Source organism: Streptomyces sp. NBC_00829, assembly GCF_045161795.1.
GTDB lineage: Bacteria > Actinomycetota > Actinomycetes > Streptomycetales > Streptomycetaceae > Streptomyces.
Window position 1 is genome coordinate 6,516,831 of record NZ_CP108867.1, and the last position, 22,994, is coordinate 6,539,824.

At 71.0% G+C, this 22,994-nt stretch carries 20 protein-coding genes; 7 read left to right on the top strand and 13 right to left on the bottom strand.

What is annotated here, in order from left to right:
- The first annotated feature begins 102 nt into the window (after positions 1–102).
- The 3 genes from OG293_RS29050 (at position 103) to OG293_RS29060 (ending at position 5,580) form a co-directional block, all read left to right on the top strand.
- A complete protein-coding gene (locus OG293_RS29050; RefSeq protein WP_406001739.1) occupies positions 103–3,549 on the top strand; it encodes a DNA polymerase III subunit alpha in 3,447 nt (1,148 codons plus the stop codon).
- Entirely contained in the window at positions 3,546–4,526 is a 981-nt protein-coding gene (locus OG293_RS29055; RefSeq protein WP_406001740.1) for a hypothetical protein, read from the top strand. Before OG293_RS29050 ends, OG293_RS29055 begins: the two co-directional genes overlap by 4 nt.
- 169 nt (positions 4,527–4,695) lie before the next feature.
- Positions 4,696–5,580 carry a lipase family alpha/beta hydrolase gene (locus tag OG293_RS29060; protein ID WP_406001741.1) on the top strand — a complete coding sequence of 295 codons (885 nt, stop codon included), beginning with the start codon at positions 4,696–4,698 and terminating at the stop codon, positions 5,578–5,580.
- Between the two features lie 80 nt (positions 5,581–5,660).
- On the opposite strand, the gene OG293_RS29065 is transcribed toward OG293_RS29060, so the two are convergent.
- Positions 5,661–6,662 (bottom strand): lytic polysaccharide monooxygenase, encoded by a 1,002-nt coding sequence (locus tag OG293_RS29065; RefSeq protein WP_406001742.1) that lies wholly within the window; start codon positions 6,660–6,662, stop codon positions 5,661–5,663.
- A 322-nt stretch (positions 6,663–6,984) separates the two neighbouring features.
- Positions 6,985–7,920: a hydroxymethylbilane synthase gene (gene hemC / locus OG293_RS29070; protein ID WP_406001743.1), complete on the bottom strand. Its 936-nt coding sequence runs from the start codon at positions 7,918–7,920 to the stop codon at positions 6,985–6,987.
- Between the two features lie 180 nt (positions 7,921–8,100).
- Here hemC and OG293_RS29075 point away from each other — a divergent pair, with 180 nt between their 5' ends.
- On the top strand, positions 8,101–8,562 hold the full coding sequence (locus tag OG293_RS29075) for a GNAT family N-acetyltransferase (RefSeq protein ID WP_406001744.1): 462 nt from the start codon (positions 8,101–8,103) through the stop codon (positions 8,560–8,562).
- A 31-nt stretch (positions 8,563–8,593) separates the two neighbouring features.
- On the opposite strand, the gene OG293_RS29080 is transcribed toward OG293_RS29075, so the two are convergent.
- The gene (locus OG293_RS29080) at positions 8,594–9,076 is read right to left on the bottom strand and encodes a DUF402 domain-containing protein (protein WP_406001745.1); all 483 of its coding nucleotides are present in this window, start codon (positions 9,074–9,076) and stop codon (positions 8,594–8,596) included.
- Positions 9,057–9,977, bottom strand: a complete 921-nt coding sequence (locus OG293_RS29085) for a GNAT family N-acetyltransferase (protein ID WP_406001746.1) — start codon at positions 9,975–9,977, stop codon at positions 9,057–9,059. Before OG293_RS29085 ends, OG293_RS29080 begins: the two co-directional genes overlap by 20 nt.
- A 70-nt stretch (positions 9,978–10,047) precedes the next feature.
- Here OG293_RS29085 and OG293_RS29090 point away from each other — a divergent pair, with 70 nt between their 5' ends.
- Complete coding sequence (locus tag OG293_RS29090; RefSeq protein WP_406001747.1) at positions 10,048–10,422, top strand: GntR family transcriptional regulator; 375 nt, start codon at positions 10,048–10,050, stop codon at positions 10,420–10,422.
- 49 nt (positions 10,423–10,471) lie between these two features.
- Here OG293_RS29090 and OG293_RS29095 read toward each other — a convergent pair whose 3' ends face one another.
- The 5 genes from OG293_RS29095 to OG293_RS29115 form a co-directional block, all read right to left on the bottom strand.
- Positions 10,472–11,566, bottom strand: a complete 1,095-nt coding sequence (locus OG293_RS29095; protein WP_406001748.1) for a DUF5925 domain-containing protein — start codon at positions 11,564–11,566, stop codon at positions 10,472–10,474.
- Positions 11,567–11,652: 86 nt separating this feature from the next.
- Entirely contained in the window at positions 11,653–12,432 is a 780-nt protein-coding gene (locus OG293_RS29100; protein WP_406003744.1) for a polysaccharide deacetylase family protein, read from the bottom strand.
- 20 nt (positions 12,433–12,452) lie between these two features.
- Entirely contained in the window at positions 12,453–13,487 is a 1,035-nt protein-coding gene (locus OG293_RS29105) for a glycosyltransferase family 2 protein (RefSeq protein WP_406001749.1), read from the bottom strand.
- The gene (locus OG293_RS29110; RefSeq protein ID WP_406001750.1) at positions 13,484–14,389 is read right to left on the bottom strand and encodes a glycosyltransferase family 2 protein; all 906 of its coding nucleotides are present in this window, start codon (positions 14,387–14,389) and stop codon (positions 13,484–13,486) included. Before OG293_RS29110 ends, OG293_RS29105 begins: the two co-directional genes overlap by 4 nt.
- Before the next feature lie 323 nt (positions 14,390–14,712).
- Complete coding sequence (locus OG293_RS29115; RefSeq protein WP_406001751.1) at positions 14,713–15,189, bottom strand: hypothetical protein; 477 nt, start codon at positions 15,187–15,189, stop codon at positions 14,713–14,715.
- A 172-nt stretch (positions 15,190–15,361) separates the two neighbouring features.
- Here OG293_RS29115 and OG293_RS29120 point away from each other — a divergent pair, with 172 nt between their 5' ends.
- Entirely contained in the window at positions 15,362–16,171 is an 810-nt protein-coding gene (locus tag OG293_RS29120; protein WP_406001752.1) for an SGNH/GDSL hydrolase family protein, read from the top strand.
- On the opposite strand, the gene OG293_RS29125 is transcribed toward OG293_RS29120, so the two are convergent.
- The 4 genes from OG293_RS29125 to OG293_RS29140 are packed head-to-tail and all read right to left on the bottom strand — an operon-like array spanning position 16,155 to position 22,400.
- Positions 16,155–17,822 (bottom strand): protein kinase domain-containing protein, encoded by a 1,668-nt coding sequence (locus OG293_RS29125; protein ID WP_406001753.1) that lies wholly within the window; start codon positions 17,820–17,822, stop codon positions 16,155–16,157. The genes OG293_RS29120 and OG293_RS29125 overlap by 17 nt on opposite strands.
- Positions 17,823–17,864: 42 nt before the next feature.
- The gene (locus OG293_RS29130; protein ID WP_406001754.1) at positions 17,865–19,424 is read right to left on the bottom strand and encodes a nickel transporter; all 1,560 of its coding nucleotides are present in this window, start codon (positions 19,422–19,424) and stop codon (positions 17,865–17,867) included.
- Positions 19,421–20,830 (bottom strand): tetratricopeptide repeat protein, encoded by a 1,410-nt coding sequence (locus OG293_RS29135; RefSeq protein WP_406001755.1) that lies wholly within the window; start codon positions 20,828–20,830, stop codon positions 19,421–19,423. The genes OG293_RS29130 and OG293_RS29135 overlap by 4 nt, the downstream gene beginning before the upstream one ends.
- Positions 20,831–20,867: 37 nt before the next feature.
- Positions 20,868–22,400, bottom strand: coding sequence for a DUF4331 domain-containing protein (locus tag OG293_RS29140; protein ID WP_406001756.1), 1,533 nt, complete (start codon positions 22,398–22,400; stop codon positions 20,868–20,870).
- A gap of 280 nt (positions 22,401–22,680) precedes the next feature.
- Here OG293_RS29140 and OG293_RS29145 point away from each other — a divergent pair, with 280 nt between their 5' ends.
- On the top strand, positions 22,681–22,944 hold the full coding sequence (locus OG293_RS29145; protein ID WP_406001757.1) for a hypothetical protein: 264 nt from the start codon (positions 22,681–22,683) through the stop codon (positions 22,942–22,944).
- Positions 22,945–22,994: the final 50 nt, after the last annotated feature.

The window sequence follows — 22,994 nt, forward strand, 5'->3', positions numbered from 1 at the left end:
CGGGCGGCGGTGGGGCCGACGCGGCGCGTATCGCACGAATGTTCGAAACTTGGTCTATGGTGGAGACGGGGGAGGTGAGACGGACTGATCCAGGAGGTGCGGGTGCCCGGGTTCACGCATCTGCACACCGTTTCCGGGTTCTCCCTGCGGTACGGGGCATCGCACCCGGAGCGGCTTGCGGAGCGCGCCGCCGAGCGGGGCATGGACGCCCTCGCGCTGACCGACCGCGACACCGTCGCGGGTGTGGTCCGCTTCGCGAAGGCCTGCGCCAAGAACGGCGTGCGCCCGCTGTTCGGTGTGGACCTCGCGGTGGGGGAGCGGGTGCGCGGAGAGGGGCCCACCGAGCGGCGGCGCACCCCCGTGCGCGGCGGCGCGTTCGTGGACGAGTCCGCGCCCCGGACGGTCTATCTCGCCCGGTCCCGCGAGGGCTGGGCCCAGCTGTGCAGGCTGGTCACCGCCGCCCATGCGGCGCAGGGCGCCGGCCCGCTGCTTCCCTGGGCCGACAATCACGGCGAGGGTCTGACCGTGTTGCTCGGGCCGGCCTCCGAGATCGGCCGGGCGCTGGCCGCGGGGCGTCCCGACCGCGCGGCGATGCTGCTCGCGCCATGGCAGGAACGTTTCGGCAACCAGCTGCGCCTGGAAGTCGTGCACCACGGGCTGCGGGGCACCGGCCCCGGCTCGCTGCGACAGGCCGCCCGCACCCTCGGCTTCGCCGCCGAACAGGGCGTACAAGCGGTGCTGACCAATGCCGTCCGGTACGCCGACGCGGGGCAGGGCCCAGTCGCCGATGTCCTCGACGCGGCCCGCCACCTGGTCCCGATCGACCCGCGCAAGGGTCTCGACGCCGGTGAGCGCTGGCTCAAGGACCCGGCCGGGATGGCCCGTACCGCCGAGCAGGTCGCCGAAGCCGCCGGCTTCCGCCGCGACACCGCGCACCGGCTGCTCGCCATGACGGAGGAGGCGGCGGCCGGGTGCCTGGTCGACCCCGAGGACGATCTGGGGATCGGCTCCGTCCACTTCCCGGAACCGCATCTGGTCGGCGCCGGACGCCGTACCCCGCAGCGGGTACTCGCCTCCCGGGCAACCGCCGGCATGGTGCTGCGCGGCTACGACGGCCGCCGGGACTACTGGGAGCGCATGCACCACGAGCTGGACATCATCGCGCACTGGGGCTATGCCTCGTACTTCCTGACGGTCGCTCAAGTCGTCGACGACGTACGGAAGATGGGCGTCAGGGTCGCGGCGCGCGGCTCCGGGGCGGGCTCGCTCGTCAACCATCTCCTCGGCATCGCGCACGCGGACCCCGTCGAGCAGGGGCTGCTGATGGAGCGCTTCCTGTCCAAGCGGCGTTCCGTACTGCCCGACATCGACATCGACGTGGAGTCCGCGCGCCGGCTCGACGTCTACCGCGCGATCATCGGCCGCTTCGGCGAGGAGCGGGTCGCGACCGTCGCCATGCCCGAGACCTACCGGGTGCGTCATGCGGTACGGGACGTGGGCGCCGCGCTCTCCATGGACCCGGCCGAGATCGACCGGATCGCCAAGTCCTTTCCCCACATCCGCGCCCGCGACGCCCGCATCGCCATGGAGGAACTGCCCGAACTGCGCTCTCTGGCCAAGGAGCATCAGCAGGAAGGGGCACGGTACGACCGGCTGTGGGAGCTGGTCGAGGCGCTGGACGCGCTGCCGCGCGGGATCGCCATGCACCCGTGCGGGGTCCTGCTCTCGGACGCCACGCTCCTCACCCGTACACCCGTGATGCCCACCAGCGGCGAGGGCTTTCCCATGGCGCAGTTCGACAAGGAGGACGTGGAGGATCTCGGGCTGCTCAAGCTCGACGTCCTGGGGGTACGGATGCAGTCGGCGATGGCGCACGCGGTCGCCGAGCTGCGGCGGGCGACGGGACAGGAGCTGGATCTCGACGACCCGGCGCAGGTGCCGCCGGGTGACCCGGCGACGTACCGGCTCATCAGGTCCACCGAGACGCTGGGCTGTTTCCAGATCGAGTCGCCGGGGCAGCGGGACCTGGTCGGCCGGCTCCAGCCGTCCGACTTCCACGATCTGGTCGTCGACATCTCGCTCTTCAGGCCGGGGCCGGTCGCCGCCGACATGGTGCGGCCGTTCATCGAGGCCCGGCACGGCAGGGCGCCCGTGCGCTATCCGCATCCCGATCTGGAGGGGCCGCTGAAGGAGACGTACGGAGTGGTCGTCTTCCATGAGCAGATCATCGCGATGGTGGACATCATGACCGGCTGCGGGCTCGACGAGGCCGACCGGGTGCGGCGCGGGCTCTCCCATCCCGAGTCGCAGGGGAAGATCAAGGTCTGGTTCGCGCGGCACGCCGAGGCGAAGGGGTACGCGCCCGATGTGGTCGCCCGTGCCTGGGAGATCATCGAGGCCTTCGGCTCGTACGGCTTCTGCAAGGCGCACGCGGTGGCCTTCGCCGTGCCGACCTACCAGTCGGCATGGCTCAAGGCGCACCACCCCGCGGCCTTCTACGCGGGGCTGCTCACCCATGACCCCGGGATGTATCCGAAGCGGCTGCTGCTGGCGGACGCGCGGCGGCGCGGGGTGCCGGTGCTGCCGCTGGATGTGAACCGGTCCGCGGCCTCCCATCGAATCGAACTGGTGTCTGGTTCGCCTGATCGGTGGGGTCTGCGGCTCGCGCTCTCGGACGTCCATGGCATCAGCGAGGCCGAGGTCGCGCGGATCGAGGCCGGGCAGCCCTACACCTCGCTGCTGGACTTCTGGCAGCGGTCCCGCCCCGGCCGTCCGGTTGCCGAACGGCTCGCCCAGGTCGGCGCGTTGGACACCTTCGGCGCCAACCGCCGGGACCTGCTGCTGCACCTTGCCGAACTCCACCGCGGACAGCGGGGCAGAGGCGCGTACGGCAGTCAGCTCCCCCTGGGGGATGGCCTGAAGACCGCCCCCGTCGGACTCCCCGACCTGGGTGACGCGGAACGCCTCAGCGCCGAGCTGGGTGTTCTCGGCATGGACGCGTCCCGTCATCTGATGGGGGATCACCACGCCTTCCTCAAGGAGCTCGGAGTGCACTCCGCGCAGCGGCTGCGCTCGGCGCGGCAGGGGGAGACAGTGCTGGTCGCGGGCGCGAAGGCGGCCACCCAGACACCGCCGATCCGGTCCGGCAAGCGGGTCATCTTCACCACGCTCGACGACGGAACGGGCCTGGTCGACCTTGCCTTCTTCGACGACAGCCACCCCGCGTGCGCCCACACCGTCTTCCACTCCTGGCTGCTGCTGGTCCGCGGCGTGGTGCAGCGGCGCGGACCGCGCAGCCTCAGCGTGGTCGGCGCGGCGGCCTGGAATCTGGCGGAGCTGGTGGAGCTTCGGCGTACGGGCGGACTCGACGCGGTCGCGGCGCGGCTGGCCGAGGCGCCGGAGGAGGAAGCCCCGGCCGGCAGTGACCGCCGGATCCAGCTGCCGACGGGCTACGAGCTGAACCCCTGGGCCGACCTCCAGCCGCCGGGTGAGCAACAGGGCGCCACGGGACGGAAGTTGTGGCATCAGAGTCCGGGGAGCGCGGGATGATCCTCTATGTGCGGTTCCGGTCGCCCGCCGCAGGTGGGACGGGCGGTGTCGAGACCGCGCTGCCCGCGCTCCTCGGCCTGGCCGAGGGCATCAGCCCCCTCGTGCAGGCGCTCCCTCCGGACGCGGCACTCATCGATGTCCGGGGCGCCGAACGGTACTTCGGCCAGGACGCCGCCCGCCTCGCCTCGCTGCTGCGGGTGCGGGCGCTCGCCCACTGTGGAGTGGACTGTGCGATCGGGGCGGGTCCGAACCCGATGCTGGCCAGGATGGCGGCGCGGGAGGCGGCGCCCGGGACGACCCTGGTGGTGACGGGCGACGAAGCCGCCGCGTTCCTGGCCGGCAAGCCGGTAGCAGCGCTGGACGGTGCCGGGACGGCGACGGCCCGCACCCTGTGCGCGTACGGCCTCGACTCCATCGGCAGGGTCGCCGGGGCGCCGCTCGCCGTGCTCCAGCGGATCGTCGGCGCTCGGGCCGGGCGGGAGCTGTGGGAGCGGGCGCGCGGCATCGACCGTACGGCGGTCGTCCCGAACGCCGCCGCGCGCTCGGTCGCCGCCGAACGGACCTTCTCCCACGACGAGCTGGACCCCGGGTCCCACCGCAGGGCGCTGCTCTCGATCGCCGAGGAGCTGGGGCTGAGAATGCGCGGCGAGGGACAGGTGTGCCGCTCGTTGAGCCTGACCGTGCGGTATGCCGACCGGTCCACGACCACGCGGGCGCGCATCCTGCGCGAGCCGACCGCGCACTCGGTGGCGCTCACCGGTGCCGCGTACCGCATCCATGAGTCGCTGGGGCTCCAGCGGGCCAGAGTGCGGAGCCTCTCGCTGCGTGCCGAGGATCTGACGCCGGTCGAACGGGCCGCGCGGCAGCTGACGTTCGACCCCGCGGACGAACGTGCGCGGCGGATCGAGGCGGTGGCGGACCGGGCGCGGGCCAGGTTCGGACCGAGGGCGGTCGTGCCGGGCTCACTCGCCGCGTGATGGGGCGGGTCGCCTCGGGTTGCCCACCGGGGCTATCTGCTATTGACAGGGATTCAGTTTTTACCGACGCGTAACTTCCCAATCCTGGTTACTGGTGCGTAGGTTGGCGTGAGCACCACAATCCCAATCCAGTCATCGCTACTCCCTTGAGCCGCAAGGAGATTGCCCGATGCTGCCATGGAAACGTGCGTGCAGACCGGCCGCTGCCTTACTGCTGGCGCTGTCTGCCGCCCTCGCTCCCGCCGTCGCCGCCAACGCCGATTCAACCGGCGCCCAGGCCGTGGAATCCGCCCCCCACAGCGGCTGGAACGACTACTCCTGCAAGCCCTCCGCCGCCCATCCCCGCCCCGTCGTCCTCGTCCACGGCACCTTCGGCAACTCGGTGGACAACTGGCTCGCACTCGCTCCGTACCTGGTGAACCGCGGTTTCTGCGTCTTCAGCCTGGACTACGGGCAGCTCCCCGGCGTGCCCTTCTTCAACGGCCTCGGCCCGATCGACAAGTCGGCCCAACAGCTCGACGCGTACGTCGACAAGGTGCTCGACGCGACCGGCGCCCCCAAGGCCGACCTGGTCGGCCACTCCCAGGGCGGCATGATGCCGCGCTACTACCTCAAGTTCCTGGGCGGCGCGGACAAGGTGAACGCGCTGATCGGCCTCGGCCCCGACAACCACGGCACCACCCTGTCGGGCCTGGCCAAGCTCCTGCCGTACTTCCCCGGCGCGGAGGACCTCCTCAAGGCCGCCACCCCCGGCCTGGCCGACCAGATGGTCGGTTCCGCGTTCATCACCAAACTCAACGCGGGCGGCGACACCGTGCCCGGCGTGCGCTACACCATCATCGCCACCAAGTACGACGAGGTGGTGACCCCGTACCGCACGGCGTTCCTGGAGGGGCCGAACGTGCGCAATGTCCTGCTGCAGGACTTGTGCGTGGTCGACCTGTCGGAGCATCTGGCGATAGGGCTGTTCGACCGGATCGCCTACCACGAGGTCGTGAACGCGCTGGACCCGGCACACGCGAAGCCGACGAACTGCGCGTCGGTCTTCTCCTGAGCAACGCACAACTGCCGTCCGCTTCCCCGGAAACCCCGGGGAAGCGGACCCACTCCATGTCCGTGGTGCCGGGCCCCGCCTCAGCGGCTGTGACGGCCGCAGCGGACGGTGCCGAACGTCGCCATCGCGCCGAGGGCGAGGGCGCCCGCCCCGCCGAGGGCGAGGTACGAGACGCCGCTGTCACCACCGGTCTCGGCGAGATTCTCGTTCCCGGCGGCGGGCGCCTGGGCGGGCGCGGCGGCTGCGCCGTTGGCCTCGGGAGCGTTTCCGGCCGGAGCGCCCTTGGGAGCCGCCGACTTGGGAGCCGCCGAGTGCTCGACATGGTCACCCCCGTGCCCGTCGTGGTCGACGGTGGACTTGCCGGCCCCGCCGGCGATCTCCTTATCGGAGGGCGCGGACGGGGTCGCGGCGGGGCCGCCCTTACCGCCGTTGCCCTTACCGCCGCTGCCCTTGCCGAAGACCACGTCGGAGCAGGTGTAGAAGGCCTCGGGGGAGTCCGAGCGCTGCCAGATGGAGTAGATCAGGTGACGCCCGGACTTCTTCGGGACGACACCGCCGAAGACGTACTCCCCTTTGACGAGCCTGGGGTTGGTGACCTTCGCGAAGGGCTTGGCCTCCAGGTCCGACCAGGCAAGACGCTTGGCCGGGTTGTAGCCGTCCTTGGTGACGTACAGCGCGAAGGCCCCCTTGTGCGGCGCGGTCGCCTTGTAGCGGAAGGTGTGCTTTCCGGAGGCGAGCTTGGACGAGGGCCAGTCGCGCCGCGGCAGGTCGAGCCCCTTGTACTTGGCACGGCCCGCGCTGCACAGCTTGCCGTCCGGGATCAACCGCTTGTGGTTGCCTGCCGCGTTGGCGATGTTGACTTCGTTCCAGTCGTAGAAAGCCTGCGTCCCACTGGCCGCGACCGCCGCCTTGCACGCCGCGGATTTCGGGCTCTCCGGCCCCTCGGCGAAACAGGCGGACACCCGGCTGACCGGGGCGGTCATCGACCCGTGCGCAAAGGCGGGCATGGCGGCCAGCCCACCGATCGCGAGCGGCGCGAACGCGAGGGCCGCGACGGAGGTGACCTTGCGGCGAGCGGTCATGGAACGTACTCCTTCAGGCGGAATCCGGCGGGACCGGGGGCCGCGTTCGAAGGGGCGGTGCGGCCCCCCGTAGGACTGCGGCACCGACCGTTCGAACTGGCCCCGGCTTGAGCAAGCTAGCCGCTCAGAACGCCGAAATCGCCTGTTGGGAGGGGGTGATGGCCATCGTTATGGTGGCTTTAAGGCCGGGGTAAGTGGGGGCACAGGAAGCGGCGGCATTGCGGGATCGGCGCCTGTCAGCACCATGGACGAGCACACCGATCCCGACCTCCCGCTTGTTCCCGGTCATGCGGGGAGGAGATCCCGGCCTCCCCTTCGACCGTCAGTGGGCGATCGAGTCGATCAGCTCCCGCGCCCCCTGGCGCAGCAGCGCCACCGCCACCGACGTGCCCAGCGTCGCCGGGTCCAAGGGGCCCGCCCACTCGTGGGCGTTGAGAACCGTCTTGCCGTCCGGGGAGAAGACACACGCCCGCAGAGACAGATCACCGCCGCGCTCCGACTTCGCGTATCCCGCGATCGGGCTGTTGCAGTGGCCCTGCAGGACATGGAGGAACATGCGCTCCGCGGTGGCCTCGCGGTGGGCGGCGGGGTCGCCGAGGGAGCTCGCCGTGTCGATCACGTCAAAGTCGCCCTCGCGGCACTGGAGGGCCAGGATGCCCGCGCCGATCGGCGGGCACATCGTCTCGGGTGAGAGGACCTCGGAGATCACGTCCGTACGGCCGATGCGCTCCAGGCCGGAGACGGCAAGCAGCAGCGCGTCGGCCTCGCCCGCGGCGAGTTTCTCCAGGCGGCGGTTGGCGTTGCCGCGCATCGGTACGCAGTCGAGATACGGGTGGGACGCGGCGAGCTGGGCGATGCGGCGTACGGAGGAGGTGCCGATCCTTGCGCCGGGCGGGAGTTGGTCCAGGGTGAGCCCGGCGGGGTGGATCAGGGCGTCGCGGATGTCGTCGCGCTTGAGGAAAGCGGCGAACACCGTGCCCGCGGGCAGGGGCCGGTCGGCCGGGACGTCCTTGACGCAGTGCACCGCGAGGTCGGCTTCGCCGGCGAGCAGCGCCGCGTCGACCTCCTTGGTGAACGCGCCTTTCCCTTCCACCAGGCTGAGGTCCCCCATCCACTTGTCGCCGGTCGTCTTGACGGGGACGACCTCGGTGCGGATGCCGGGGTGGAGCGCGGCCATGTCGGCGCGCACGCGCTCCACCTGGGCAAGTGCCATGGGCGAGTCGCGGGAGACGATGCGGATCAGGTCAGGGGTGGACATGGCATCCACGATAGGGCCTTGCGCTCGTGCTCCCGGCCCATGACGACGGATCCATCTCCGGTCACACAAAAGGGAGTTGGGTGATCGCGCGCATGTTCGACGGGGATGTCGTCGCGCACTCACCTCGCGACAGTGAGGCTCCTTCGGGAAACTGATCGCGCGCCGCCGTACCGTATCCGTATGAGCGACGACATCCGCCCCGCCACCGCCGCCGATGTACCCGCCGTGAAGGCCGTCACCGATGCGGCGTACCGCCCCTACATCGCGCGCATCGGGCTCCGCCCGATGCCGATGGACCGGGATCACGCGGCGGATGTGGCGGAGGGGCGGGTGTTCGTCGTCGGCGACCCGGTGACGGGGGTCCTGGTGCTCGTTCCGCACGAGGACCATCTCTTCGTGGAGTCCGTCGCGGTCCACCCCGACGCCCACGGGCGCGGGGTGGGCCGCCGGCTGCTGGAGTTCGTCGATGAACACGCGTGCGAGCTGGGCCTCTTTGAGGTACAGCTCTACACGAACGCGATGATGTGGGAGAACCGGAAGCTCTATCCGAAGTTCGGGTACGAGGCCGTGGAGCGGCGGGCCGAGGGGCCGTACGACCGCGTCCGCTTCCGTAAGCGGCTCGCCCCGCCCTCCGGCCACTGAGCGGGTGTTCCGCGCGGCCGCGGGTCCGCCCTCAGTCGAGCAGGTTGGTCAGCTTGCCTCTGTGGGCGAGGAGTTCCAGCTCGTCCAGGGCCCGTACGGCGTGCCCGGCGGCATCCGGGTCGCGGGCGGTCAGACCGCTCTTGGCGAACTCGTCCTCGTCCAGCCGCAGCACGTCCGCCCCGTCCGCCGACACCCACAGATCGAGGTCCAGGTCCTCGACGGTGAGCACGCCGTCCCCCGGCACAGCCGGGCGGGTGATGTCGCAGTACCAGCCCTTGAGGGTGGAGTCCGCGGCGCGGACCTCCTTCACGGAGTACCAGCGGCTGCGCCAGTAGTGCTCGGTGAACACATCGCCGTGCTCGAACCGTACGAAGCCGAAGTCGCGTGCCTCCTCGCCCGCCCAGGGCGCGCGGACCGTGATGTGGTCGCCGTCGTCCGCGAGGAGCTCGGCGGGATAGGTGATCTTGGTTCGGCCGGCCTTGACCAGGCGGACCTCAACCGAGGGTGCGGACATGACGTACCTCCGTGGCGCAGACCTGGTAGCCGAACCATGTGTTGATCGCCAGCATGGGGCCATTGTCCGCGTCATTGCTGGTGAACGCGTCCGTGTAGCCGGCGGCGCGGGCACGGCGGAGCGAGTCGGCCTTGGCGAGCTTCGCCAAGCCCCGGCCGCGGTGCGCGCGGAGCGTGCCTGTCATGCCGGAGGCGTATCGGGTGGCGCCGTCCGTCTGTGCGGCGGTGAACGCCGCGACCTCGCCGTCCACCACCACGACGGTGGTGAGCTCGCGGTCGAGCAGCGGGTTGCTCCAGGTGTGGCGGCACCAGTCCTCGTAGTCCTCGAGCTCCACCGCGATGTCGCTCGGCTCGTCCGACGTGGCCTCCGCGTCGGCCCGGAACAGCGGCAGGGGATCGGCCTCGAAGTCCCTGGCGGTCCTCAGCTCGACACCCGCGGGCAGTGCGGGCGGCGGCGGCAGCGTGCCGGCTGCCAGGTCGAGGCGCTGGAAGACGGCCGAGCGCGTCGGCCGGTAACCGTGCTTCCGGGCGAAGCGCCGGGAGTGCGGATTGTCCAGCGCCCAGGCGTACACCGTCAGGGCGCCCGCCGCGGCCAGATGCTCCTCGGCGGCGCGCAGTATCAGCGCTCCGGCGCCCTGGCCGCGGTGGTCGGGGTGGATGTGCGGGGTGACGAAGGACTGTCCCGGCTCGCTCGCCTCGTACGCGATCCCCACATGCGCCGTGCCGATGATCTCCCCGTCCTTCTCCGCGATCAGCAGCCGGTACTTCTTGGCGGGGTTGGCGCTCTCGAAGCCGAAGAGGACGGCCTCCTCAGTCGTCACGAGGAAGGGGAGAATGGCACGTCGGACGCGGGACACGGACACGGCGTCCTCGGGGCGGAAGTCACGGACGATCACAGTCATGAGGACGCACGCTATGTCCCGGCCGGCCGTGTCGCCTCCCAATTTCCGGCGGTGGGGGAGAATCGGGGGCGTGACCCTGAAGATCGCCATCGATGCGGACGCCGCCGACGCTCCCTACGAACAACTGCGCACCCAGATCTCCGAGCAGGCACGGTCGGGCGCGCTGCCGGTGGGCTACCGGCTCCCGACGGTGCGCGGGCTGGCCGAGGATCTCGGACTCGCCGCCAACACCGTCGCCAAGGCGTACCGCGCGCTGGAGGCGGACGGGGTGATCGAGACGAGGGGCCGGAACGGGACGTTCGTCGCGGCGGCCGGGGACGCGGCGGAACGTGAGCTGGCCGCTGCGGCGCGGGTGTTCGCGGACCGGGCGCGCAGGCTGGGCAGGACGCAGGACGCGGCACTGTCCGCGGTACGGGACGCGCTGCGGGCGGTGTACGGCGGCTGAGGCGCCGGGTTCCCGCTCAGGGAGCGGGGGACCGGGTGCCGACCCGGTATCAGAGATACAGGCCCGCGTCCGCGCCCTCGTGCTGTGCCGGTACCGACGCCGGGCTGGTGCCGCGGCGCAGGGCGTACAGCTCTGCCAGCGTCGCGCCCTCGCGGCCCACCCCCTCCTCCGTGCCCAGCCAGGTCACCGACTCCTTGCGGGTCAGTGCCCCCACCTCGATCCGGGCCAGACAGCGTCCCGGGCGCACCACCGCCGGGTGGAGGCGCTCAAGGTCCTCGTTGGTCGTCACCCCCACCAGCACATTGCGGCCCTGGCCCAGCAGACCGTCCGTGAGGTTGAGCAGCCGGGACAGTGCCTGGCCCGCGGTGTGCTTGGCCTCGCCGCGGATCAGCTCGTCGCAGTCCTCGAGCAGCAGCAGCCGCCAGCGGCCCTTCGACGTGCCTTCGTCCTCGCCGATCGCGATGTCCATCAGATATCCGACGTCGTTGAAGAGCCGCTCCGGGTCGAGCACGCAGTCCACCTGGCACCAGTCGCGCCAGGAGCGGGCCAGCGTGCGCAGCGCGGAGGTCTTCCCGGTGCCGGGCGGGCCGTGCAGCAGGAGCAGCCGGCCCGCGATGTCGTCCGGCGTCACCTTCATCAGCCGGTCCATCGCATCGGCCACCGGGGCCGTGTAGTTGGGCCGGACCTCGTCCCAGGTCCCGGCGGCGATCTGGCGGGTGGTGCGGTGCGGGCCGCGCCGCGGTGACACGTACCAGAACCCCATGGTGACGTTCTCCGGCTGAGGTTCCGGCTCGTCGGCCGCACCGTCGGTGGCCTGCCCCAGCACCTTCTCCGCCAGCTCGGAGCTGACGGCCGTGACCGTGACATCGGCGCCGCGGTTCCAGCGGGAGACGAGCAGTGTCCAGCCCTCGCCCTCGGCGAGCGTGGCACTGCGGTCGTCGTCGCGCGCCGCGCGCAGCACGGACGCGGCCGGGGGCAGCAGGGTGGCGCCCGGCTTGACGCGGTCGATGGTGGAGCTGTGGGAGTACGGCTGCTCGCCCGTCGCGAAACGGCCGAGGAACAGAGCGTCGACGACGTCCGAAGGCGAATCGCTGTCGTCGACGTTGAGCCGGATCGGCAGTGCGTCCTGAGGCTTTGCAGACATGCGCCCATGATCGGGCACCGGACCGCCGCGCGCACGATGTTTTGAGCGGCGGCGCGCCCGGCGCCGGCTGCCGCGCGCCTGCCGCATCAGCCGCGGGCCCGGCGGATCAGCGTGCGGGCCCGGCGCGTGCGGCGCACCACGGCGTAGCCCTTGGTCAGCGCACGGTCCTTGGCGAAGTTCAGGGCGACCGACCGGCCTTCGACGAGCCGTTCGAACTCCTCGATCGAGGTGGTGCGCCGCACGGTCACCCTCCGGAGGGCGTACGGCCCCTGCCGGGGCAGGGCGAGGGCGTTGCCGACGGCGAGCGACTGTGCGAAGCCCGCGGCCCGGACCGCTTGGCGGACCCGGCGGCTGGAGTAGCCGTAGGGGTAGGCGAACGAGACGGGCGGGGTGCCCAGCTCGTCGGCGACGAGGTCCCGGCAGCGGACCGTTTCGAACCGCAGCCGGTCGTCGTCGAGCTGGTCCATTTGCGGATGGGTGTGGGTGTGGCCGCCGATCTCGGTGCCCGCGGCGGCCAGTTCCCGCACCTGGTCCCAGTCGAGCATCGTGTCGAGCGCGCCGCCCTCGTCGTGGGCCCCGCGCAGCCAGCCCGTCGAGACGAACAGCGTGGACGCGAAGCCGTGCTCGGCGAGGACGGGGAGGGCGTGCCGGTGCACGCCCTCGTAGCCGTCGTCGAAGGTGATCAGCACGGGCCGGCGCGGCAGGGGACGGCGTCCGCCCGACCGCCAGGACTCGCCGAGCTGCGCGGTGGTGAGCGGAGTGAACCCGCGCTCGCCGAGCAGTCGCAGTTGCTCGGCGAAGGCGTCGGGCGCGACGGAGAGGCCGTAGGCGGCTTCGGCCGGCCGGTGACCGACGGCGTGGTACATCAGGATGGGGACGGGTGCAGTCACCCGGACGTACCTCCTGTGCTCGGCAGTGGTGTGACGGGTCCCGACGAGAAGGTCGCGCCGCCCCGGCGCGCCCGCACGCTCCCCACCGCATAGCCGCAGGCGGCGACCACGACCCCGGCGACGATCGCGCCCGCCCGGCCCGCGCCACCCCGGCGGCCCAGCAGGGCGTCGCGCAGCCCGCGCACGACTCCCGCGGGGAGCACCCGGGTGGTGTAGCGGCGCTCGGACTCAAGCCCCTTGGCCGCGCCCACGCTCCGAGCGACGAGGGCCTTGGACAGGCCCTCGGCGTAGGCCCGGGTGCGGAAGTAGCCGAACTGTTCGCGGGCGGCCGGAACCTTGTGGTGGATGACCGCACGGTCGTCGATGAGGAGCACCGCCTCGGGCAGTGCCCTGGCGAGCCGGATGCACAGCTCGGTCTCCTCGCAGCCCAGTGGCCGTTTGTCGCCGTCCCGGCCGATGCCGGTGGCGAAACCGCCCGACGCGTCGAACGCATTGCGCCGGAAGGAGGCGTTCCCGCCCAGCACATTGCGCACCCGCACCTTGCCGGGCGGCAGACCCCGGTACGTACAGCCGACGACCCAGTCGAACTCCTCGGGGAACCAGCGGGGCCTGCGCCCGGAGGCCCAGGCGGCCATCGTCCGTCCGCCGACGGCCATCACCCGGTGGTCGGCGTACCCCTCGGCGAAGTACCGCAGCCAGTCCCGCTCGGCCACGGCGTCGTCGTCGAGGAAGGCGACGAACTCGCCGCGCGCCGCGGCGATGCCGGTGTTGCGGCCGGCGGAGAGGCCGCGGGGGCCCGCGTTCGCGAGCACCCGCACCTCCTCACCCTGCGGCGCGGATCCGCCCTCGGCCCCGTACTCCTTGAACTCCTTGCCGAGCCGGTCCAGCAACGGCGGATTGTGGTCGACGACGAGCAGCGTCTCCAGCGCCGGCAGCGACTGGCGCCGTACGGAGTCGACGGCCGCGAGGATGTCGTCCCAGCGGTCCTCGGTGTAGACGCAGATCACCACCGAGAAGCGTCGGTCGCTCAAGACACCTCTCCCCGCGGGATCCGGAGGTTCAGCGCCGCCTCGCGGCGGCGCTCGGCGCGGCTCACACCCTTCTCCTTGAGTATCACTCTCAGGACCCGCAGGCCGTCCCGTACGGCGCTGAGGTTGCTCACGCCGTGGATGCGGAGGTACTCGTGGCTGGGGACCTCCTGCACCCGCAGTCCGGCCTTGACGACCCGGATGTTCATCAGGGTCTCGATCTCGAAGCCGGTGCAGTCCAGCGTGATCTTGTCGAGGCAGTGCTTCCAGAATGCGTTGTAGCCGTAGCAGAGATCGGTGTAGCGGGCCCCGAACTTGGCGTTGACGACGGAGCACAGCACCCAGTTGCCGAACTTGCGGATCGGTGTCATGTCGTCGGTGCCGCCGCCGTTGGCGAAGCGGGAGCCCTTGGCGAAGTCGGCACCGGAGACAAGGGCCGAGACATAGGAGACGATCTCCTGTCCGTCGGCCGAGCCGTCCGCGTCCACCATCACGATGATGTCGCCGGTGCAGGCGGCGAATCCGCTGATGAGGGCATCCCCCTTGCCCTTGCCGACCTGCTTCACGACCTTGACGTCCGGCCACAGTTCGCGGGCGACCTGGACGGTGTTGTCGCTGGAATTCCCGTCGACCAGCACGACTTCATGAATCCAGTCGGGCAGTGTCTTGAAGACGTACGGGAGATTTTCCGCCTCATTCATGGCGGGGATCACGACGCTCACGGGCGGAGTGATCGCGAGATGTGAGGAGATCGGCCGGTAGGCGGCTGATATTCGGCTGACCCCCTTCACCGGAACTTCCGGTTCGGGAACTGGTGCTGCGGCTGATTCGGTGCTGGTCTCACGGTGCGACGGTTCGAGATAAGGATCTTGCCCCGGAACGGCCGGGCGCAGGACTGAACTCATGAGTCTTTTCCCTCTCCACCGGTGGACCGCCCGCCCCCGGGCAGTCCGGATGAGTTTCCGGTTCGAAAGGGGGGTTGTTCTCACCCCGGCCATGACGGCATAGCGGCTCCGTGCCTGGTGGGTGAGCTGGTGAAAATGGCCGCGCGGCGTACGGCTCGGCAAGAGCGCGAAAACCGAGCACGGCACCCCCCTACCGCGCTCCGCTCCGGAACCATCGCGACGCTTGAGCCCTCCCCTAGAGTCGCCTTGCATGATGGACCGTTGCGGGTGGATGTACGACGGTATTGATGACGGGGACTCTATGGCAAGACCTGGACAAGGACTCACTTTTTTGCTTTTTTGATACCGATTCGGTGATCTGTTACGGACCGGCTTGATCGAATTCCCTTGATCCCTTTCATCAACCGGCTGGCCGGATCGATGTGTTCCGGGTTCCGCTTTCGGAGTGCCGGTGATCCGAGGAAGAGTAGGCCGGTGATCACGGCGACTGCCGTGATGCCTTGGCCGGTCGTCAGCGCGTGCGACGACGACAGCAATTGGGCGATCAGCAGGTCGATGACGACCGCGCCGGCCGCGGCCACGGCCGCACGCGCCGCCGGGTCCAGTCGCGGGAGCGCGGCGGCCAGGGCGCAGGCCGGTCCCGCGAAGAGGAAGAAGAGGATGAACGGCGCGCGCAGCGGCGACTGGACGCCGGTGAGCGCCAGACCGACGCCGACCCCCGAAACGGCGAACGCTGCCCCCGCGAGAACCGTCAGGAGATCCGTCCCGGGCGCGGGCGGCCTGTCTCTGATCGTCTGCATGACCGACTTGCCCCCCAAGGCGTCGGTTGCGTCGTTGCTGAGCCTCCATGCTCCGCAGCACGCGACGCCCCGTCAAGAAGCTCTCGCAGATTCTTCTTGGCATGGACACTTCCAGTGAAGTATGGGCTTTGCTACGAAAGTTGAGGCAGAGATCCTGCTAAAGGGAGGTTCCATGAAACTGTCCCGAATCGCGGCATTCTCATCCTCACTCCTCCTCGGCGCCGTCCTCGCTCTCACCGGAGCCGGCCAGGCACAGGCCTCGGACAGCGCCGCAGCCCTTGACTACGTGGCCCTGGGGGACTCCTACTCATCGGGACTCGGCGCAGGCGGCTACGACAGCGCAAGCGGCAACTGCAAGCGCAGCACCAAGGCCTACCCCAGGCTCTGGGCAGCCGCCCATTCACCCTCGTCGTTCGCGTTCACCGCTTGCTCGGGCGCTCGTACGGGTGATGTCACGGCCGGTCAGCTCGCCCCCCTCAGCTCGGCGACCGACCTCGTCTCGATCACCATCGGCGGCAATGACGCGGGCTTCTCCGACGTCATGACCACCTGCGTCCTGCAGTCCGAGTCCAGTTGCATCAGCCGGATCAACCAGGCAAGGAGCTACGTCGACTCGACCCTGCCCGGGAAGCTCGACTCGGTGTACTCGGCGATCAGCACCAAGGCCCCCTCGGCCCGGGTCGTCGTCATCGGCTATCCCCGCTTCTACAAGCTCGGCGGCAGCTGCATCGCCGGACTGAGCGAGAACGAACGGGCCGCGATCAACGGGGCCGCGGACTACCTCAACACCGCCATCGCGAAGCGCGCGGCCAACCACGGCTACGACTTCGCCGATGTCGTCCCCGCCTTCACCGGGCACGAGATCTGCTCCGGGTCGGCCTGGCTGCACAGCCTGAACCTGCTCAACATCGGTGAGTCGTACCACCCCACGGCCTCCGGACAGTCCGGCGGCTACCTGCCCGTCTTCACCGCTCACGCCTGAGAGCCGTGACCGCGCCGTTCGCGGTGTAGGAGGAGCCCGATCCGCTCGGGGTCCCGGGGTCACACGTGACCGAGAAGCCGATCCAGTTCGAGCGCACCTCGACCGGACTCCGGGTCTCCACCCGGATCCGGTCGTGGTACGTCCCGCCCTGCCGGTATGTCAGCTCGACATGGCTGACGTGCTTCTGCTTCGAGCCTCCGGAAGAGAATTCCAGCGTCTTCCAGCCGTCGTCGGAGCTTTCGCCGCTCTTCGTCGCCCAGCGGTAGTCGACGGTCTCCGGAGTGCGGCCCACAGTGATCGTCGCGCGGAAGGCCGGAGCCTCGGCCTCGGGCGGCGGACAGGTGCCCGAGTAACTGCCGTGCACGGTCCGGGCGTACACCTTGACCGTCTGCGGCGGGGTGTACGTACCGCTGTTGCCGCCCTCGTCCGTGCCGCCGCCCGAACCGTTGCCGCTCGAACCGTTGCCGTCCGAGTCGCCGCCGTCGGCCCCCGCGCCCGGCACTGAGGCGATGCTGCCCGGACCGGAACTCGGACGCACCGGTGCCGGGCTCGAACTGCCGGCGTTGTCGCCGCCGCCCCGGTTCCGCTCGACCAGCGCCCAGGCAAGTCCGCCGAGCGCGAGAAGCAGCACCGCCACCCCCGTCACCACCGCCAACGTCGCCCGCCGGGCGCGGTCGGGTGGGAGACCCGTCGTGTCCGTGACCACCTGGCCGGACACGGGAGCCGGAGCCGGTCCGAACGCCGGCCCCGGCCCGGCAGGTGTGGGGGATGCCGACGAGACGGTGGGGCTGTGCGGTCCCGGCGCCGCGGCCGTACCGACCGTGCCACCCGCCCCGATCACCCGCAGCCGGCGTTCGGCCTCCGCCGCGGACAGCCGTTGCGCCGGATCCTTGCGCAGCAGCTCCGCGATCACCGGTGCGAGCGCCCCGGCCCTGCGCGGTGGCGGCAGCTCCTCGTCGACGACGGCCCGCAGCGTGCTCAGCGGAGTGTTCTGGCGGAACGGGGAGTTGCCCTCGACCGACGCGTACAGCAGCACCCCGAGCGACCAGAGATCCGATTCGGGTCCCGGTGTGCGCCCCAGCGCCCGCTCGGGAGCGAGGAACTCGGGAGAGCCGATCAGCTCGCCCGTCATGGTCAGGTTGGAGGTTCCCTCGACCACGGCGATGCCGAAGTCGGAGAGCACCACGCGGCCGTCGTTGCCGATGAGGACGTTTTCCGGCTTCACGTCCCGGTGCAGCACTCCGGCCTCGTGCGCGGCGCGCAGAGCCGCGAGGATCTCCGCGCCGATGTGCGCGGCGCGCTGCGGAGTGAGCGGCCCCTCCGCGTCCAGCACGTCGGAGAGCGCGAGCCCGCGGACCAGCTCCATCACGATCCACGGCCGGCCGTCCTCGGTCGCCACGTCGTAGACGGTCACCACATTGCGGTGCGAGATACGGCCGGCGGCCCAGGCCTCACGCTCCAAGCGCGCGTAGAGACGCTGCTCGTCGGTGGTGCCGAACCCCGCCGGGGCGCGCACCTCCTTGACGGCGACCTCACGGGCGAGCACCTCGTCGCGGGCGCGCCACACCACGCCCATCCCGCCTTCGCCCAGAGGGCTCAGCAGTCGGTAGCGCCCTGCCACCAGCCGCTCATCGCCCGGAACTTCGCTCACAGCGGGCCCCCATCGGTAGCAGAGGAACTACCCCAAGTTAACTCACGCAAGAGCCGTTGCCGCCCCCCTGAGCGCCAATCCGCATCCGATCGCGAGCACCACGCAAGCCGTGCCGAGCGGCAGGGCGCGCTGCGCGGCGGAGAACAGGGGGCCCTTGCGGCGGGTCCGGTCGGCGAGCAGCCGGGTGGCGCGTTCGCCGAGCCTGACCGCGGCGAATCCCGCCGCGGCAAGGGTGAGGGCGAGTCCGGCGCCGTACGCGAGGACGAGCAGAAGCCCGAACCAGGCCCGTCCGAGAGCGGCGGCGCCGACCAGGACGACGACGGCGGAGGGGCTGGGGACGAGTCCGCCGGCGAAGCCGAGCAGGATGGTGGAGCGGAGCCCTAGGGAGCGGTGGTCGTGGGTGTGCCCGTGGCCGTGCGTGTGCCCGTGGTCGTGCCCGTGCTCTGGCTTCTGGTCGTCCCCGTGCCCGTGGGTGTGCTCGTCACCGTGACTATGGCTGTGGCCATGACTATGGCCGTGCCCGTGACCGTGGCTGTGCCCGTGTCCTGCGCCGCGGTTCCGCCACGCCCTGCGGACGAGCACGGCCCCCGCGAACGCCACCAGCGCCCCGCTCACCACGCCCAGCCACGCCACCACGGAAGGCGCGGCCGCCGACCCCACCGCGATCAGCCCGCCGAGCGCGAAGACCCCGAGCGTGTGAGTGATCGTCACCGATGCGCCCAGCGAGAGCACGTCCCGCAGGGAGTTGCGCCCGCCCGCCGCGGCTGCCGCCGCCATCACGGTCTTGCCATGGCCGGGCGCGAGCGCGTGCAGCGCGCCCAGCAGCAGCGCCGTTCCGAGGGCCAGGGCCGCGAACCCGGCGGTCAGGTCGCGCTTGGCCACCAGATCGGTCAGCGCCCGCGTCCAGCGGTCCGCGCCACGCGGCAGCACCGATGCCGGGGGCGCCGCCTCCTGCCGGTCCGCGGCCGCGGGTGCCCCGCCCGGCGTGACCGTGAGCGCCGCCTTCGTCGTATCCGGCGCCGAGTCCAGCTCGCCGCCGGGGTAGCGGGTCAGCCTCCGCGAGACCGAAGCCTTCGGTACGTCGGACGAGGTGAGGGTCATCCGGTCGCCGCCCGCGGTGATCTCCCGCCAGCCCGGTCCCTGGCCCTCGCCCGCCGCGGTGAAGCCGATCGGCTGCCGTCCGTCGGGCAGTTCGGCCGTCAGCCTGCACTCGACGCGGAGCGTCGGCAGTCCGGCCTGCCCCGGGCGGACCTCGGCACGGCTCGTGCCGGAGGCGAGTACCACCGTGCGCTGCCCGGCGGTGACCCGGCTGGCCCGGGCCGCGTCCCCGCACCGGCCGACCGCCCACTCGGAGAGCTCGCCCGGGGACATCTTCCTGTCGCCGTCGCGGTCGATCTTCGTACGGGCCTGGGCGGCGGGTATCTCCGCCAGGTCCTCGACGTGGTCGACGGTCAGCCGCCCGGGCGCGACGAGGAGCCCGTCGTAGCGGTTGACCGTGAAGTTGCCGAGGGGATGCGCCGCGGCAGTTCCCGCGGGCAGCACCGCCAGCGCGGCCCCGGCGACGAGGACCGCCGCGCCGACGGCGGTCGTACGCCTGTTCATGACGCCTCCAGAGCCTGCAGCGCGGCCCGTGCCGCGCGTGAACCGGTGGGGGAGAAACCGGGGTTGATCTTCAGCGCCGATGCGAGAGAAGCGCGGGCGGCGGCCGTCCTGCCCACAGCCCGTTCGATCATGCCGCGGTGGTAGAGGAACGCCGCGTTGCGGCAACTGCCCGGAGCCGAGGTGGCGAGCAGGGGCAGGGCCTCCTTGGAGCGGCCGTTGACGTGCAGCGCCCAAGCGAGGGCGTCCGCCGTGTGCACGGTCCTGCGCTGGGCCCACTCCGCTCGGGCGGCCCTCAGGGCTTCGGCCTTGTCACCGTGCTCGGCCAGCGCGAGAGCGGTGTCCAGATCGGTGTCCACGCCATTGGCGCGGGCCAGTTCGGTCCAGGTGCCGATGAGCTCGTACTGGGCGCGGGCATCGGCCTTGCGGCCCGTCGCCTCGTACAGCTCACCCAGCGCCACCAGCTGACCCGGCAGCGGCAGCCGGTCCACGACCGTCTGGAGCCCGGACACCGCGGATGTGAGATCACCCTGCGCCGCCTGTGTACGGGCCCGGCCCTCGATGGCGGGGAGGTAGCCGGGGTCCGCGCCCAGCGCGGTGGTGAAGTACCGCTGGGCCTGGGCGTACGCCCCCTGGCTCCACTCCAGCTGGCCCAGAGCGGTGGCCACGTACGAGGTGTCGCTGCGGGAGGACGCGGCCGAGTCGAGCGCATTGCGGAGCACCCGGCGGGCGCCCGCCGGGTCGCCCCGCAGCTCCAGGACATACGCGTAGCGGGTGAAGACCGGAATGCCCGGACGGCGGCCGTCGGCCTCCTCGGCCGCCGCCATCGCCTTGGGGTACTCGCCCAGTTCGACGAGGGCGTCGATCCGGGAGGCGAGGGGACGCTCGCCGTAGGGATTGACCTTCAGCGCCGCCTCCGACTCGCGCAGCGCGCCGCGGAAGTCGTGCCGCGCCGCCGCGAGCGCCGCACGACCCGCGAGTGCCGTGTCGTTGTCCCGCGGCTGGAGTGCCAGGGACCGGGCGAGGGCCTTGTCGGCCTGCGGATACCGGGTCGGGTCGCCGCTGGTCCTGGCCTGCTCGACATAGGCGGCGCCCAGCGTCGCCCATCCCCGCGCGTCCTTGGGCTGGGCGCGCAGATGCGCCTGGAGGCCGGTGATCCCCCGGGCGAGGTCACCGGTCCCGATCCGGTCGAACGGCGTGTCCGCCAGGGGCGCGGAGGTGCGGGCCGCCGGAGGCTCGTCGGCCGCACCTCCGCCCACGACGATGCCCACGGTCAGGGCGACGGCCAGCACCGTGGCCGGGAGTATCGCTCCCGCCAGCCGTCCTGCCCCGAACCGGGAGCCGGGCCCCCGGCTTTCCGGGTCGCGGCCGTCGGCCGCGGTCGTGTCTGTCGCCCTTCGCAGGGACATGTTCTCGACCTTTCCTATCGTCGGTGCGCCGCGCCGGTCAGACGTACGAGTTGCGGCGGCGCGTCCGCCACCAGCCGACACCGAGGCCGACGAGCAGGACACCGGCAGCAGCGGCGACCGCGGAGACGATCAGCGTGTCGTCGGCGAAGGAGCCGCTGGAGGAGGCCGTCGACGCGCCACCGCTGAGGAGATTGCCCTGGGCGTCCTTGGTGGCCGGCTTGGCGAGCGGCCCGCGGGAGCCTTCGGTCGGCACTGCCAGGTACGGGAAGGACTTCCCGAACTTCTGGTCGTTCTCGTTCACCGCGTCACCGAGGTCGTTCTTGGTTCCGACCAGTTCGCCCTCGACCGCCTGGAGCGCGATGTCCAGGACGTCGTCCGTGAGTCGGCGGCCGTTCGGGAAGCCCGCGTTGTCACCGTCCAGCACGCCCAGCCTCTTGGGCTTGGCGGTCGGCGGGATCGCCGTGTTGAGCCGCAGGGTCTCGGCGGGCTTGACCTTCGGCGGCTTGGTGAGCTTGTCGACGCCGGTCAGGAAGACCGAGACGAGGTCGTTGCGCGGTTCGGCCGGGGCCTTGATCTTGTAGATGCCCTCGATCAGCTTGGGCACCTCCGGCTCGGTGACGGACTTCAGGAAGTCACCGTCGTTCTTCGGGTGGGACGCGTTGAACTTGTCCTTGTCCTTCAGAGGTAGGACGACCTCGTTGACCAGCGGGTTGCCGAGCCGGGAGACCTGGCTCCAGTGACCGCTGGCGCTCTTGCGCTGGGTCGTCGCCCAGATGCCGACGATGGGCTGCTTCTCCGACTCACGGATGTACGCGGTCGGCACCTGCAGGGCGAGCGAGTTGACGCTGTAGCCCTTGAGCGTGTCGTTGCCGATCTCGGTGAGGTTCCCGCCGTAGAGCAGGTCGAAGACCCGCAGGTCCGCGAAGAAGGGGTCGTCGGCCTGGCCGGCGAACGACGTCGTCCCGCCGGGGAGTTTGCGCACGGCCTGGTCGCGCAGGGCCTCGTACTTCGGCATGGACGCCTTGCCCACGTTCGAGGGCGCCACCGGCACATCGTCGGCGATCTTCGTGCTGTGCTTCACACGCTGGTTCTTCAGCCGCAGCAGCTCGATGTCGTACGTCTGCGTGACGTTGAGGTCCGGGTCGTCCAGCGAGGTGACCGCGCCCGTGTTGTACAGGAACGTGTTGCCGTTCTTGATGTGGTCCTTGAAGGTCCAGCGGTAGATCAGGTCGCCCTGGGCGTCGCCGTCGCTGTCGATGTGGAGGTCGTACTGGGCGTCGTCCGCGAACTTGTAGAAGTTCGGTCCGCCGCCCGGCTCCTCGAACGGCAGCACGTTGGCCACGATGGTGGTGGTGTCCGGCTTGTCGGGGCTGACGAACGCGTACACGTCGGTGTTGTCGTACTGGGGCTGCCCGGAGATCAGCGGTGCCTCACGGTGGCTGGAGGCGCGGGCCGTGCCGGGCTCCAGGCCTGTCACGCCGGAGGCCACGAGTGTCCCGGTAGCCAGCGCCACGCCCGTAAGCGCGGCGAGCCGCCTGGGCCCCCGCCCGCTGCTGCTCGTTGCGGTCATCGAATCCGTCCTTCGCCAGTGCTGGTTCCTGCTTCGATGTCAGCCATTCGGAGCCGAGGGCGGAACGGATTGGTCGGGATCCCGAGAATTTTTGCGAGGAGGTTTTGATCACGCACTGTCCGACTCGACCAACTCGCCCTGGAATAGGTCAGATTCGGCAAAGTGGCGTCAACTCGCGTACGGGGGTGGTGAATCCCGTGACCGGGATACACGAGTGTCATGACGGGACGATAGGGTTAACCTGCCCGGGCCGGGTGCCCTCGTACGGGTGGGGAGTGACATGGAACAGATAACGGTGCGCAGCAGGCCGCGAGTGCCTGCGATCACGTGTGGGAGCAGCGCGACCAGCTCGCGTCTCGACCGCCATCTCTCGGTGCTCGGCGGCCCTGCCGTCCCGCAGCGCGAGTCGGCCGAGGCGACGTCGCTGATGCGCGAGCTCACCTCGCGTGATGTAGCGCACACCCGCAAGAGCAAGAGTGCGCGGGTCTCGCTCTTCGCGCCGCTCAAGCGGCTGCGTCGCTCACTCTTCGGCAGCCGCCGCTAGGGGGTCATCTTCCGGTCATACGAGCCGCGGAGGTCCGCGGCGGACGGTGC

Excerpts from the sequence above, each read along its gene's own strand:
- OG293_RS29055 (WP_406001740.1), top strand. The coding sequence starts at position 3,546 with ATGATCCTCTATGTGCGGTTCCGGTCGCCCGCCGCAGGTGGGACGGGC.
- OG293_RS29060 (WP_406001741.1), top strand. The coding sequence starts at position 4,696 with ATGCTGCCATGGAAACGTGCGTGCAGACCGGCCGCTGCCTTACTGCTG.
- OG293_RS29065 (WP_406001742.1), bottom strand. The coding sequence starts at position 6,662 with ATGACCGCTCGCCGCAAGGTCACCTCCGTCGCGGCCCTCGCGTTCGCG.
- hemC (WP_406001743.1), bottom strand. The coding sequence starts at position 7,920 with ATGTCCACCCCTGACCTGATCCGCATCGTCTCCCGCGACTCGCCCATG.
- OG293_RS29075 (WP_406001744.1), top strand. The coding sequence starts at position 8,101 with ATGAGCGACGACATCCGCCCCGCCACCGCCGCCGATGTACCCGCCGTG.
- OG293_RS29080 (WP_406001745.1), bottom strand. The coding sequence starts at position 9,076 with ATGTCCGCACCCTCGGTTGAGGTCCGCCTGGTCAAGGCCGGCCGAACC.
- OG293_RS29085 (WP_406001746.1), bottom strand. The coding sequence starts at position 9,977 with ATGACTGTGATCGTCCGTGACTTCCGCCCCGAGGACGCCGTGTCCGTG.
- OG293_RS29095 (WP_406001748.1), bottom strand. The coding sequence starts at position 11,566 with ATGTCTGCAAAGCCTCAGGACGCACTGCCGATCCGGCTCAACGTCGAC.
- OG293_RS29100 (WP_406003744.1), bottom strand. The coding sequence starts at position 12,432 with ATGTACCACGCCGTCGGTCACCGGCCGGCCGAAGCCGCCTACGGCCTC.
- OG293_RS29110 (WP_406001750.1), bottom strand. The coding sequence starts at position 14,389 with ATGAGTTCAGTCCTGCGCCCGGCCGTTCCGGGGCAAGATCCTTATCTC.
- OG293_RS29115 (WP_406001751.1), bottom strand. The coding sequence starts at position 15,189 with ATGCAGACGATCAGAGACAGGCCGCCCGCGCCCGGGACGGATCTCCTG.
- OG293_RS29120 (WP_406001752.1), top strand. The coding sequence starts at position 15,362 with ATGAAACTGTCCCGAATCGCGGCATTCTCATCCTCACTCCTCCTCGGC.
- OG293_RS29130 (WP_406001754.1), bottom strand. The coding sequence starts at position 19,424 with ATGAACAGGCGTACGACCGCCGTCGGCGCGGCGGTCCTCGTCGCCGGG.
- OG293_RS29135 (WP_406001755.1), bottom strand. The coding sequence starts at position 20,830 with ATGTCCCTGCGAAGGGCGACAGACACGACCGCGGCCGACGGCCGCGAC.
- OG293_RS29140 (WP_406001756.1), bottom strand. The coding sequence starts at position 22,400 with ATGACCGCAACGAGCAGCAGCGGGCGGGGGCCCAGGCGGCTCGCCGCG.
- OG293_RS29145 (WP_406001757.1), top strand. The coding sequence starts at position 22,681 with ATGGAACAGATAACGGTGCGCAGCAGGCCGCGAGTGCCTGCGATCACG.